The 12,182-nt window shown below is 41.3% G+C and carries 15 protein-coding genes; 12 read left to right on the top strand and 3 right to left on the bottom strand.

All coding sequences use genetic code 11. From position 1 onward, the window contains the following. Nucleotides 1-205 (top strand): transposase (locus A8805_RS21435; RefSeq protein WP_146199468.1); only part of this gene is annotated, 205 nt, incomplete at its 5' end. Nucleotides 206-323: 118 nt separating this feature from the next. On the opposite strand, the gene A8805_RS21440 is transcribed toward A8805_RS21435, so the two are convergent. The 3 genes from A8805_RS21440 to A8805_RS22265 all read right to left on the bottom strand — a co-directional run bounded on the left by A8805_RS21440 (nucleotide 324) and on the right by A8805_RS22265 (nucleotide 2,756). Beyond that, on the bottom strand, nucleotides 324-1,187 hold the full coding sequence (locus A8805_RS21440) for an IS3 family transposase (protein WP_109714748.1): 864 nt from the start codon (nucleotides 1,185-1,187) through the stop codon (nucleotides 324-326). Between the two features lie 126 nt (nucleotides 1,188-1,313). Beyond that, the gene (locus A8805_RS21445; protein ID WP_109714749.1) at nucleotides 1,314-2,381 is read right to left on the bottom strand and encodes a M24 family metallopeptidase; all 1,068 of its coding nucleotides are present in this window, start codon (nucleotides 2,379-2,381) and stop codon (nucleotides 1,314-1,316) included. Between the two features lie 204 nt (nucleotides 2,382-2,585). After that, nucleotides 2,586-2,756, bottom strand: coding sequence for a hypothetical protein (locus tag A8805_RS22265; protein ID WP_181392951.1), 171 nt, complete (start codon nucleotides 2,754-2,756; stop codon nucleotides 2,586-2,588). A gap of 139 nt (nucleotides 2,757-2,895) precedes the next feature. Here A8805_RS22265 and A8805_RS21450 point away from each other — a divergent pair, with 139 nt between their 5' ends. The 11 genes from A8805_RS21450 to A8805_RS21500 all read left to right on the top strand — a co-directional run bounded on the left by A8805_RS21450 (nucleotide 2,896) and on the right by A8805_RS21500 (nucleotide 12,154). Beyond that, nucleotides 2,896-3,789, top strand: a complete 894-nt coding sequence (locus A8805_RS21450; protein ID WP_109714750.1) for an AraC family transcriptional regulator — start codon at nucleotides 2,896-2,898, stop codon at nucleotides 3,787-3,789. An 11-nt stretch (nucleotides 3,790-3,800) separates the two neighbouring features. Continuing rightward, complete coding sequence (locus A8805_RS21455) at nucleotides 3,801-4,976, top strand: ROK family transcriptional regulator (RefSeq protein WP_109714751.1); 1,176 nt, start codon at nucleotides 3,801-3,803, stop codon at nucleotides 4,974-4,976. Nucleotides 4,977-5,122: 146 nt separating this feature from the next. Next, complete coding sequence (locus A8805_RS21460) at nucleotides 5,123-5,941, top strand: aldo/keto reductase (RefSeq protein WP_109714752.1); 819 nt, start codon at nucleotides 5,123-5,125, stop codon at nucleotides 5,939-5,941. 76 nt (nucleotides 5,942-6,017) lie between these two features. Then, nucleotides 6,018-7,199, top strand: a complete 1,182-nt coding sequence (locus A8805_RS21465; protein WP_109714753.1) for an iron-containing alcohol dehydrogenase — start codon at nucleotides 6,018-6,020, stop codon at nucleotides 7,197-7,199. Between the two features lie 14 nt (nucleotides 7,200-7,213). Continuing rightward, complete coding sequence (locus A8805_RS21470; protein WP_109714754.1) at nucleotides 7,214-8,236, top strand: zinc-dependent alcohol dehydrogenase; 1,023 nt, start codon at nucleotides 7,214-7,216, stop codon at nucleotides 8,234-8,236. Nucleotides 8,237-8,469: 233 nt separating this feature from the next. Beyond that, entirely contained in the window at nucleotides 8,470-9,396 is a 927-nt protein-coding gene (locus tag A8805_RS21475; protein ID WP_109714755.1) for a ketopantoate reductase family protein, read from the top strand. Between the two features lie 66 nt (nucleotides 9,397-9,462). Further along, nucleotides 9,463-9,882: a cytidine deaminase gene (locus A8805_RS21480; protein WP_109714756.1), complete on the top strand. Its 420-nt coding sequence runs from the start codon at nucleotides 9,463-9,465 to the stop codon at nucleotides 9,880-9,882. A 54-nt stretch (nucleotides 9,883-9,936) separates the two neighbouring features. Further along, nucleotides 9,937-10,305, top strand: coding sequence for a heavy-metal-associated domain-containing protein (locus tag A8805_RS21485; RefSeq protein ID WP_181392953.1), 369 nt, complete (start codon nucleotides 9,937-9,939; stop codon nucleotides 10,303-10,305). A gap of 148 nt (nucleotides 10,306-10,453) precedes the next feature. Then, nucleotides 10,454-11,440, top strand: a complete 987-nt coding sequence (locus A8805_RS21490) for a diaminopimelate dehydrogenase (RefSeq protein WP_109714758.1) — start codon at nucleotides 10,454-10,456, stop codon at nucleotides 11,438-11,440. Nucleotides 11,441-11,552: 112 nt separating this feature from the next. Continuing rightward, a complete protein-coding gene (locus tag A8805_RS21495; RefSeq protein ID WP_109714759.1) occupies nucleotides 11,553-11,852 on the top strand; it encodes a BMC domain-containing protein in 300 nt (99 codons plus the stop codon). Nucleotides 11,853-11,866: 14 nt separating this feature from the next. Then, the gene (locus tag A8805_RS21500) at nucleotides 11,867-12,154 is read left to right on the top strand and encodes a BMC domain-containing protein (RefSeq protein ID WP_109714760.1); all 288 of its coding nucleotides are present in this window, start codon (nucleotides 11,867-11,869) and stop codon (nucleotides 12,152-12,154) included. The last annotated feature ends 28 nt before the right edge of the window (nucleotides 12,155-12,182 follow it).

Raw genomic sequence — 12,182 nt, forward strand, 5'->3', positions numbered from 1 at the left:
AACGAATGCAATTGAGGGATTTAACCGTCAGCTGCGAAAGGTTACGAAAAGCAAAACGATTTTCCCATCAGATGATAGTCTGCTGAAAATGCTGTATCTGGCTATGATGGATATCACCAAGAAATGGACCGGCCACCGGCAAGACTGGGGAATTATACATTCCCAACTAGAAATATACTTTGAAGAACGGCTAAACGGTCATTAAAAATGAGGCTGATTCTATCGGCTTTATTGACATGCTCTGAAATAGGGCTATAATACATACAAAAGGCAAGGCCTGAAAAAAGGCCTTGCCCAAGATGTAACTATCAACATATCTTATATCAGTTTTTGACTTTACACAAAACTTGAAGCTCTCTCTTCATAATCTTTCGAACTAGTTTTTCTGATATAATAATTCCCTGGTGCTGCAGCTTTTTCCATATCCTTCGATAACCATAGCAGCCCCTACTTTCATGAAATGTATTTTTAATTAATGTGCGCTGTTCCACATACTTATCCGGTTGTTTCATTACGGATATTTGATAAAAATAACTACTTCTTGGTAAGCCAAGTCCATAAAGAAGGAGTGACAGTGAATATTTCTCTTTCAAGGCGCTGACAACCACTGCCTTCTCACGATTGCTAAGATTTGTCATGTCAACGCCGGGGTCTTTTTTTAATACATTAATCGTTTCTTTGAGTAGATCCACTTCCAACTGCAGTTTATTGATTTGTTCCTGAAAGTCTTCAGCCGTTTTAGAGGTAAATGGTTCTTGTATCTGCTTTGGAGCCAAGGGCTCTCTTTTGATATTCTTCTTAGAGGACATAAGACCGATTGCTCTTTTTTCCAGATACAGTCGCCTCCACTTATATATGCTGCATCGACTGTATCCTATTTCTCTTGATACGTATTCTATATCTTCTCCAAGTTCAAAGCAACGATGAAGTGTATTTAGTTTCAATTCTGCGGATGGATGACGAGGATGGTTAGCCATGTTGCAGAAATGTATTTTGTCTGTATTGTCTTCCAATTGACCTGAATATCCATGCCAATTCTTTATTCCCGCTTTTTGGTGTTCATGCCATCGATACAGGGTCGCTGGTGAGGGATATCCTAGTTTTTGAATGGTAGCGCAGACAGAACCTGTTCGTTCAAATTCTTTTAGAGCTATCTTTTCTTGCTGATTGGTATACTTTGAATGCATCTTAACTCCTTCCAGAGTCCAACTTTATGTCCGCACCCCCGTCCGCACCCCTAACTATCAACATATCTTATATCAGTTTTTGACTTTACACAAAACTTGAAACTCTCTCCATGTCCCTTTTATTTTCTATAATTCTATCAAATCATGTGTAAAGCGTACCATATTTTCGTAACCGTTTTCTGTTACCAGAAGCTGATCTTCTATCCGGACGCCGCCCCACTGTGGTATGTAGATGCCCGGCTCGATAGTTCTTACATTTCCGGCAGGAATTGGAGCCGTATCGGTTATAGAAGCAAAAGGACCTTCGTGCACGAAGAGACCAATTCCATGGCCCACATTAGTATATTGATATCCCATGTAAGGGGTGTCTTTGATTGCCTCTAAGGATGCAAGATAGATTTCTTTTCCGGTAACACCTGCCTTTGTGACAGCGGTAGAGTCTTCAAGCATCTGTTTTTCGATGGCATACACTTCCTTTTGTTTTTCTGTAGCTTTACCAACTACAAAGGTTCTTGTCATATCTGACATATATCCGTTTACCTGACAGCCAAAATCAATTAATACGAAATCACCATATTCAATTGACTTCTCAGAAGGAATTCCATGTAAAAGAGAAGTCTTGGCACCGGATATGAGAATATTACCATAAGGCATTGTATCCGCACCTTCCTGTACCATGTAAAGGGAAAGGGTTGCAGCCAGCACTTTTTCTGTGACACCTGGCTTGATAAGCGGCATCAGACGTTCCAATGCCCGGCAGGAGATTTCGCAGGCAGCTCTCATATATTGGATTTCTTCTTCCGTTTTCACCTGGCGCATTTTTTCAATGACACCGGTACAGGGCAGGAGCTGAGCAGCGACCTTTTCCTGAAATGTTAAAAAGTCATTATAGTTCAGAGAATCGGATTCAAAGGCAACTGTAGAAAATCCCTTTGATGCAGCCAGTTCTCCTATCATATCTCCTTTTGTCTTTCCGGGAGTCCGCCAGTTTTTAATGGTATAATCCGGGCATTCGAACCCTGCCTGTTCTGTATATCTGGGGTCTGTTATAAAGTAATATTCATTCTTTGTAATCAGAAGAGAACTGTCACCGCCGGTATAGCCGCTGATAAACCGGACATTTTCCTTTTTTGTCACGTAAAATGCATCGATGTTGTGTTCTTTCATGTAGGTGAGTAGTTTCTTTTCGTTCATAATCAGACTTCTCCATTTCTATTTTGAATATTTTTATGAATTTAGAAAGGTTGAGATATTTTCTGTGGAAATATGACCTTCTGATTTTCAGTATATTCTTAATTTTAGGCCAAGTCAAATTATTTAACCGAATCAAGCAGCGAAGCGAATTGCAAATATCCCCTTTGACCCCAGAAAACAGTTTATGGATATATTGAGATAATCTCAATCCGAATCATACTTGGTACAAGGTATGCAATCAGGGACAGATTCCTGTGGTATTAATTTCCCTTCTTTGAGTTTCATTTTATCCAGAGTCGTTTGTGTAAGAGACTCTATATTATCGGGATACAAAATAGCATATTGCTTCAGCTTTTCATATGTTTCAAAATACATAAACAGGTCTCCTTTACTTTGTAATTGTTTCATAATATAATTATAAATAATTATTTGGAAATATAGTATATAAAAACCGACTAATAATATAATTATATAGCCATATAAGTTGAATTCATATGACAATCAGGAGTGAGCAATGAAAATTAAAGTCAAGGGCAACCAAATTGAAGAGATTGAAGGGTTATTTGCAGATTATCCATATGTTTTTCATGATGCCAATTTGTGGGATACAAAAGTTCCCTGGCACTGGCATGAGGAGCTGGAGTTTGATTATGTGGTTAAGGGAAGTGTGAGGGTGGTTACTCCCAATAGGAGCTATGTTTTTCACACAAATGAAGCTTTTTTTGTAAATACAAATGTATTGTGTACTATGGAAAGTGAAGATAGCGGGCAGCCTGGAAGGATGGATTCACATTTATTCCACCCTGTGTTTTTAGGAGGGCATTTTAAAAGCATTTTTGCAACAAAGTATCTGAATCCAGTTCTGCAGAATAAAAAACTGGAGATTTTGGAAATCCGGGGTGAAAATAAAAGGCAGCAGAAAATACTGGCAAAATTAAGGCAGTTATCCGATTTGCAGCAAAAGAATGATATGGAATTTCAGACTAGAAATCTTTTGTCAGAAATATGGCTTCTTTTACTGGAGGAAATTGAAGATAAAGAGAAGAGCAGCCTGCCGAAGAAGAGAGTGAATCAGGATAGAATTCAGACAATGATGGCTTTCATACAGCAAAATTATGAAGAAAAAATATCCCTGGAAGATATTGCTTTATCTGCTGCCGTTAGTAAGAGAGAATGTCTCCGGTGTTTTCAGAGTTGTATACACAAAACGCCCTATGAATACTTGCTGGATTATAGAATTGAAATGGCGGAAAAACTATTGAGAGATACAGAGCTTCCTATCATAGATATCGCATTTCAAACAGGTTTTACAAACGGTGCATATTTTGGTAAGGTATTCAAGAAAACATGCAAAAAAACGCCGGGTGCATATAGAAAATCATACAGAAATTCCAGAAAGGAATTGTAACGGTAAAATATATGAATGTGAAAAGTTCAGGATTAAATAATAATACATTAAAACAAAGGAACAGAGGGTTAATATTGAAACTAATTGCCACCCAGGAATGTACATCCAGGATTGAACTGGCGAAGAAAACGGGCTTATCAAAAGTGGCGGTTTCTCATATTGTGTCAGAGTTTATCAAGGATGATATCATAGAGGAGCTGGATGCGAAGCCTATAAAAGGGCAGGGACGCAACCCGATTCATTTAAGTATTTCATCGAAGGCGCCTAAGATGCTAGGAATCTATATTTTCAGAGATGAGTGTAGTGCTGTGCTTTGTGATATTCAGTTAAATGTATTGAAAAGGTCAGGGTTTTTACTCAATGCGGAAAATGCGGGCAGCCTTTTTTCATTGCTATGCCAGTCCATTGACAAGGTGCTGAAATCGGCAGGTGATGAACGGATTTATGGAATGGGAATAGGAGCTCTTGGGCCGATAGATATTGAAAAAGGAATGATATTAAATCCCCCCCATTTTTATGGAGTGAGGGATTTACCAATTGTAGACATGCTGAAAGAGCGGTATAAGATTCCGGTTTATTTTGACAGTCAGTATAATTGCGCGGCCCTGGCTGAAAAGTATTATGGAAACGGCAAAGATTATCAGGATTTCATCTTTGTAGGCATTGCAAACGGGATTGGCTCCGGTATTATATCCAATGGTACATTGTATTCCAATGTGAGTGGATATACAAGCGAGCTGGGACATATGAGTGTAGAGTGGAATGGAAACCAGTGTATATGCGGCAATAAGGGATGTCTGGAAACGTATGCAGGAGCAAGGGTTATAGAAGAAAAGCTGCAGAAGATGACAGGAGAAGTGTTGGATTTTGAAGGCTTCTGTAAACGAAGCTATGAAAAGTATGATTCTATTTCAGACGATATATTTATGGATATGATGGATAAACTGGCATGCGGAATTACAAGTTCCGTAAACTTATTGAATCCGGCTGCGGTTTTTATCGGGCATCAGGGATATTATATACCAGAGCAATATATCCGTTACCTGGAAGAGAAGATTAATGCACAAAAACTTGTCAGCTCTTATTGCTATGTAAAAGTATTAAAATCCTATTTCCGTGAAGAAACACATATCAGAGCCTGTGGGTGCAGCCTTCTGCTGAGAATATTTGAAGGTGAACTATTTTAAAGGGAATAGAATTGAAATTCAGGTTTTTGTTCCTGTATGTTGACAATAAAAATATGCGGTGATACAATTAATTTAATTAGTAATACCTTATTACTAAATCAAAAAATGCTTCCTTTGTATCTTAATGAAAGGGTAAGGTGAGAATCATGAAACAAATCAAACTTAATAATGGAATCGAGATACCACAGATGGGACTTGGGGTTTTTCAGGCACCCCAGGGAGAAGATACAGTTAATTCTGTAAAATGGGCGCTGGAGGCAGGTTACGGCCATATTGATACTGCGAAGATATATGGCAATGAATCCGACGTAGGAAAAGGGATGCTGGAAAGCGGAGTACCAAGAGAGGATATTTTTCTTACTACAAAATTGTGGAATGGTGATATTCGGGCCGAGAGAACAAGAGAAGCGTTTGAGGAAAGCCTGAAAGCTTTGAAAACGGATTATGTGGATTTATATTTGATTCACTGGCCGGTGGATAAGTTTGAAAAAGCATGGATGGTTATGGAAGAATTGTATCAGGAAGGAAAAATTAAGGCTATCGGACTGAGCAATTTCCACAAGAGCCATTTGGATAAAATACAGGAAATAGCACGGGTGAAGCCTGTTATTAATCAAATAGAATCTCACCCTTACATGAATAATCAGGAACTGATTGATTTAAGCAAATCCCTGGGAATGGAAGTAGAGGTATGGAGCCCGCTTGGAGGAACAGGGGGGAATGTTCTTGAGGATAAGACCTTAAATGAGCTTGCTGAAAAATATGGAAAGACACCCGCTCAGATTGTACTGCGCTGGGATATCCAAAGAGGCGTTATCGTAATTCCGAAATCGATACACAAGGACAGGATTGTTTCTAATATCGATGTTTTTGACTTTGAATTGTCGGATGAAGATATGACAGTAATTAATCAGTTAAACAAAAACCTCCGTGTCGGACCAGACCCGGATAACTTTGATTTTTAGTTACAGCTCAGTAAATAAGAATTGAGTCCATGGGTGAACTGTAATAAAAACAGATAATTGGAAAGGTGGAAATATTATGTATAGTAATTTTTCGTATTATGCACCAACAAATGTTGTGTTTGGAAAAGCAGCGGAGTCAGAAGTTGGCCAGTTAGTCAAAAAGGAAAACAGTAAGAAAGTCCTTCTCCATTACGGTGGAAAAAGTGCAGCCCGCTCCGGATTGCTGGATCGTATTAAAGCATCTTTAGAAAAAGAAGAAATTTCCTATGTAGAACTTGGCGGAGTTGTGCCTAATCCCCATCTTTCATTGGTTTATGAAGGCATTGAGTTATGTAAAAAAGAAGGTGTTGACTTTATTCTTGCGGTTGGCGGCGGAAGTGTAATTGATTCTGCTAAAGGTATTGGATATGGTGCGGTTGATGAAGGTGATGTATGGGATCTTTATGAAAGAAAAAGAACAGCAAAAGCATGCCTGCCTATCGGATGTGTACTTACAATTGCAGCAGCGGGAAGTGAAATGAGCGGTGGTTCTGTTATCACCAATGAAAAAGAAGGGTTAAAAAGAGCTTATGATGATGATTTGTCACGTCCTAAGTTTGCAGTTATGAATCCAGAGCTGACGATGACACTACCTCAATACCAGACGGCAAGCGGGGTTGTAGATATTTTAATGCATACAATGGAACGTTATTTTAACCAAAGTGATAATATGGAAATTACAGACGTCATCAGTGAGTCTCTGATGAAAAACGTTATGAAGTATGCGCAGGTACTGATGGATGAGCCTGAAAATTACAAAGCAAGGGCAGAAGTTATGTGGGCAGGAAGCCTTTCCCATAATGGACTGACTGGATGTGGGACAGACGGCGGTGACTGGTCAAGCCATAACATGGAGCATGAACTTGGAGGAATGTTTGATGTGGCACATGGTGCAGGGCTGGCATCCATCTGGGGAAGCTGGGCAAGATATGTCAATCATGCGGCAAAGAATAGATTTGTTAAATTTGCATGTAATGTAATGGATGTGATCCCAGGAGAAAATGAGGATGAGACAATCCAAAAGGGAATTGAAGCGATGGAAGCTTTTTATCATTCTATTCACATGCCTGCGTCCTTGAAGGAATTAGGAGTAGATCCTACAGATGAGCAGATTTCCCAGATGGCTAAGAGTTGTGATGCGGCTACTGGCGGAAATACCGGGTGTGTAGTAAAGCTTAGTGTGGAAGATATGGAAGCCATTTATAAATCAGCCAGGTAGACAGGAGAAAAAGAATGAGGGTAGTATACGTAAAATCACCATTCCAGTTTGACATAAGAGAAACGGAAATACCGGAACCAGGAGAGAATCAGGTATTATTAGATGTAAGGGCCTGTGCTGTCTGTGGAACAGATATGCATACCGCTGAATCAGATGCAGATATATTCCAGAGCTTTGGCCATGAGATAGCCGGAGTTGTGGTGAAAAATGGCCCTGGTTCTAATCGGTTCCGTCAAGGTGACAAAGTAGTGATTGAAAGCGGAACTTTTTGCCATGTCTGTGAAAATTGCAGGAATGGAAGGCCCGATTTATGCACGAACGGACTTAGTATTCTGGAGGATGTGGAAATCAGCGGATATGCTGATTACATGTTGGTTCCGGAACAGGCAATGGTAGCTTTCGATGGCCTTGATTTTAAAGAAGCAGCCCTTGCTGAGCCTCTTGGGGTGGCTCTAGATTTGTTCTATACAACGGGAATAGAGGTGAACGATGATGTGGCAGTAGTTGGCCTGGGCCCTATCGGACTCATGGCAATCGCACTGGCAAAGGCAGCGGGTGCAAGAAACATTTATGCAATTCAGGGAAGCGGAAGATCAAAAGCCAGAATTGAGCTTGCAAAAAAACTGGGTGCAACAGATGTCATACTGACTTCGGAAACAGAACTTGCCAGATATACGTTTCCCAGAGGGGGCGTTAATAAAATTATGATAACTGCGGCGCCTGCAGTGATTCCCGACATGATGAAGATTGCAGCATATGGAGGAATCATCGGGTTTTTAGGAATTGACCTGCAGCATGGTGACATTACATTTAATGCAAACGATTTCCATTTTAGAAAGTTACAGCTCCGGGCATCGTATGCAGTTCCGGCGCTATGGTTTCCAAGGGCCTTGGATTTGCTCAAATCCAAAGTAGTAGACCCGGAAGACTTCATTACACAGACCTTTCCGCTGGAGGAAATTGAGACATATTTTACAAAACAAAAAAATGACAGCAGTGATGTAATCAAGATGGTTATGGTAAAAGCTGAAGATTGAAATAAATAAAAGAAAACCAAAAGCAAAATAGCCGGGGATGTTTTATCCGGCTATTTTTTGATCTGCAAGTTAAACAGGTATGCAAAAGCCTGCTGTCTGACTTGATTTTCCGAGGGGTTCCATTTATAGTATTATTTATAGAAGCGTATAATAAGAGAGGGCATGGAAAGAGGAATTTCAGTGGCAGATTCTTATGAATGTCCGTTTATGATGATAGAAAAGGAGGTATTTACATGGAGATAAAGAATGTAGCATTGATTGGCCTGGGAGCAATGGGTGTGTTTTTCGCACCGAGAATGGAAGAACATTTAGGCAGAGAGAACTTCTGTGTGATTGCCCGGGGGGAACGTAAAAGAAGGCTTGAGAACCAGGGAGTAACTGTAAATGGAGTAAATTACCGTTTTCCAATTTGTACACCAGAGGACGGTACGGAGAAGGGCTTAATTATTATGGCAGTGAAGGATATGGGGCTTCATCAGGCCATTCAGGATATCCGCAAGTTTGTCGGTGAGAAAACCCAGATATTATGCGTGATGAATGGAGTAGAAAGTGAGGAAAAGGTTGCTGAGGTTTATGGCTGGGACCATGTTCTTTACTCCTATATGAGAATGTCTATTGTCATGAAATGCGGCAAGGCAGACTTTGACCCATACTGGGGGAAAGTGTATTTCGGAGAAGCTAAAAATATAGAGTTGACGGAACGTGTGCAGGCCATCAGTGATGTGATGGAGCGGTGTGATATTCCCTATAAAGTTGAAAAGGATATGATATGGGGGCTGTGGTTTAAGTATATGTGTAATGTGGGTGAAAATCTGACCTGCGCGCTTCTTGGAATCCCCTTTGGGGCATACCGGGAAAGTGAGGCGGCAAATGAAATCCGCTGGGCGGCAATGAAAGAAGTGCAGGCAGTTGCAGAGGCTAAGGGAATCTTTATCACAGATGAACAGATGAAAAAACAGTATGATGCAATCTGCCGGATTCCTTATGAAAATAAACCGTCCACCCTGCAGGACCTGGAAGCAAGGCGGAAAACAGAAGTGGAGATGTTTGCCGGAAGCATGGTGGAAATGGGAAAAGAGCTAGGAATTCCAACTCCGGTATGCTGGATGTTCCTTCAGGGAATACGGGTGCTGGAGGAGAAGAATCAAGGTTTGAAATAGTCAGTATTAGAAAGAGCAGTAATAACAGATAAAAGATGCGGCAGGGAAAAGGAGAGGTGATGAAGAATGTTTCCGGTTAAAGAATTGATTGAGCAGGCAGTTGACGCGATGGAATATGCCTATGCTCCTTATTCAAGTTTTAAAGTAGGTGCTGCGCTCCTGGCAGAGGATGGTACTGTTTATCAGGGATGTAACATTGAGAACGCCGCGTACACACCATGCAATTGTGCGGAGAGAACTGCTTTCTTTAAAGCGGTAAGTTCAGGAGTGAAGGAGTTTAAGGCAATCTGTATTGTAGGCGGCAAGGAAGGCATTCTGACGGAATTTACAGCACCATGCGGAGTGTGCCGTCAGGTGATGATGGAATTTTGTAATCCGAAAGAATTTCAGATTATCCTCGCCGTGGATGAGGATAATTACCGGATTTTTACATTAGAGGAATTGTTCCCTATGGGGTTTGGACCTGCTGATCTTGCAGAGAAGTAATATCACGGTGCTTATGTGTAATAGTTTTGGAACATATAGATAGGAGGGAGCAGCATGGCAACAGCGGTTATATGTCTTATTATTGTAATCATTTGTGTATTGAGCGTCAGAAGCTATACAAAACGGGTGACACGGGGCTGCTGCAATGCAGGCGGAGACCCGGTGAAACGAGTAAAACCTAAGGATAAGAATCCTGAACACTATCCCTACACCAGCAAAATCAAGGTTGAGGGAATGACCTGTGCCAGCTGTGCAAGGCGTGTTGAGAATGCATTGAACTGTATGGATGGAGTTTGGGCAAAAGCAGACTCTACAGCAGGGTGTGCCACAGTCAGAATGAAAGAGCAATTAGAGGATGAGGAGATTCGGAAGGCAGTTTCATCTGCCGGGTATGGGGTGGCAGGTATTGAGAAACTAGAATAGTTCTAAAAAGATTTTCAGGCGCCCGGCGCTATTTAGAGTGCGAACCTCTTACAATTTTAAATTGTGCATGCCTGGTACATATGGTATACTTATTATCGGTTCACAGGATGAATTTGAATTTAAAAAGTATTTGAGAGGAAGGATTACGATGGAGAAAATCAGAATTGGAATTGTTGGATACGGTAACATCGGACGTGGAGTGGAGCTTGCGGTAGAGCGCAATGAGGATATGGAATTAAAAGCTGTCTTTACAAGACGCGCACCTGAAACAGTGCAGACTATGTCAGAAGGTGTTCCGGTTGTGCATATGGATGATATGCTGGACATGAAGGATGATATTGATGTTATGATTCTCTGCGGTGGTTCTGCTACAGATTTGCCGGTAATCGGACCTGAAATCGCGAAGAACTTTAATATCATTGACAGCTTTGATACTCATGCGAAGATTCCGGAATATTTTGCAGAAGTAGATGCGGCAGCAAAGGAAGGCGGTAATGTAGGAATCATTTCCGTAGGCTGGGATCCGGGTATGTTCTCCTTAAACAGAATTTATGCAGAGTCAATCCTTGTACAGGGAAACACGTATACCTTTTGGGGTAAAGGCGTAAGCCAGGGACATTCCGATGCAATCCGCCGGGTGCCGGGTGTAAAAAATGCGATTCAGTACACCGTTCCAATCGAGGAAGCAGTAGAAAAAGTAAGAAGTGGCTGCGGACCTGAGCTGACTACAAGAGAGAAACATCTCAGAGAGTGCTATGTAGTGGCAGAAGAAGGAGCAGACCTGAAAAATATTGAAGAGACAATCAAGAATATGCCGAACTATTTTTCGGATTATAATACAGTAGTAAATTTCATCACTGAAGAAGAATTAAAAGAGAATCACAACAAAATGCCTCATGGCGGGTTCGTCATCAGAAGTGGTGAGACAGGAAGAGAAGGCCGCAAACACGTGATTGAATACTCTTTGAAATTAGATTCTAATCCGGAATTTACTTCCAGTGTTTTAATATGCTATGCAAGAGCGGCTTACCGTCTGGCAAGAAAAGGCGAGTCTGGGGCGAAAACAGTATTTGATATTGCTCCGGGATTACTTTCCATGAAAACAGAAGAAGAGTTGAGAGCAGAATTATTATAAAGGGGGTCAGACCCTTTTGCACGCCTTTTTCCGAATTGTTTCAAACAATTTAGAATTCGGTGCTCAAAAGGGTCAGACCCCTGTAAGTGTACCGTACAGTCAGGAGGAAATTATGGACGGACAGTATAAGGGAATGGCAATAGGAGTATTTGAACTGGACAGTGAATGTGCATGTTTTGTAGCATTAGATGCGGCAGCAAAAACTGCAGATGTTAAAATACAGGCGGTAGAACGGAATCGTCTTTCAGCCGGGGCATGTGTGAAGATGCGGGGAAGTGTTTCTGATGTAAAGGCGGCTATGGAAGCGGCACTTGAGGCAGCCAGGCCGATGGCAAATATCGTCTCACACACAGTGATAGCTGCACCGGCAGCAGACACGGAGACTGCAATCGAAATGACAATTCATAAGTAGGAAGAGGTATATGTATGGGGTACGGAGCATTCGGACTCGTGGAAGTTCTGGGAGAGGCAAACGCGGTGCTGGTGACAGACCAGATGCTGAAAGCGGCAGATGTGATATATGAGACTCAGGATACAAAATGTGGCGGGCATGCACTGATATTCGTCAGCGGCAGTGTCTCGGCAGTGAAAGCAGCGGTGGAGAGCGTGTCAGAACTTCCCGTGTGCAAGATATTTAATTCCGCGGTGATATCCAATCCATCAGAGGAAATGGTGAAGATCGTGGAAGAATTTAAGTTGAGACGTAAAAAATAGTGATAAGTAAACAAGATGCAGGTTGCTA

Origin of the sequence: Faecalicatena contorta (assembly GCF_003149105.1) — a bacterium.
Taxonomy (GTDB): Bacteria; Bacillota; Clostridia; order Lachnospirales; family Lachnospiraceae; genus Muricomes; species Muricomes contortus_C.

Coding starts and splice junctions, on each gene's coding strand:
- A8805_RS21440 (WP_109714748.1), bottom strand. CDS start 1,187: ATGCATTCAAAGTATACCAATCAGCAAGAAAAGATAGCTCTAAAAGAA.
- A8805_RS21445 (WP_109714749.1), bottom strand. CDS start 2,381: ATGAACGAAAAGAAACTACTCACCTACATGAAAGAACACAACATCGAT.
- A8805_RS22265 (WP_181392951.1), bottom strand. CDS start 2,756: ATGTATTTTGAAACATATGAAAAGCTGAAGCAATATGCTATTTTGTAT.
- A8805_RS21450 (WP_109714750.1), top strand. CDS start 2,896: ATGAAAATTAAAGTCAAGGGCAACCAAATTGAAGAGATTGAAGGGTTA.
- A8805_RS21455 (WP_109714751.1), top strand. CDS start 3,801: ATGAATGTGAAAAGTTCAGGATTAAATAATAATACATTAAAACAAAGG.
- A8805_RS21460 (WP_109714752.1), top strand. CDS start 5,123: ATGAAACAAATCAAACTTAATAATGGAATCGAGATACCACAGATGGGA.
- A8805_RS21465 (WP_109714753.1), top strand. CDS start 6,018: ATGTATAGTAATTTTTCGTATTATGCACCAACAAATGTTGTGTTTGGA.
- A8805_RS21470 (WP_109714754.1), top strand. CDS start 7,214: ATGAGGGTAGTATACGTAAAATCACCATTCCAGTTTGACATAAGAGAA.
- A8805_RS21475 (WP_109714755.1), top strand. CDS start 8,470: ATGGAGATAAAGAATGTAGCATTGATTGGCCTGGGAGCAATGGGTGTG.
- A8805_RS21480 (WP_109714756.1), top strand. CDS start 9,463: ATGTTTCCGGTTAAAGAATTGATTGAGCAGGCAGTTGACGCGATGGAA.
- A8805_RS21485 (WP_181392953.1), top strand. CDS start 9,937: ATGGCAACAGCGGTTATATGTCTTATTATTGTAATCATTTGTGTATTG.
- A8805_RS21490 (WP_109714758.1), top strand. CDS start 10,454: ATGGAGAAAATCAGAATTGGAATTGTTGGATACGGTAACATCGGACGT.
- A8805_RS21495 (WP_109714759.1), top strand. CDS start 11,553: ATGGACGGACAGTATAAGGGAATGGCAATAGGAGTATTTGAACTGGAC.
- A8805_RS21500 (WP_109714760.1), top strand. CDS start 11,867: ATGGGGTACGGAGCATTCGGACTCGTGGAAGTTCTGGGAGAGGCAAAC.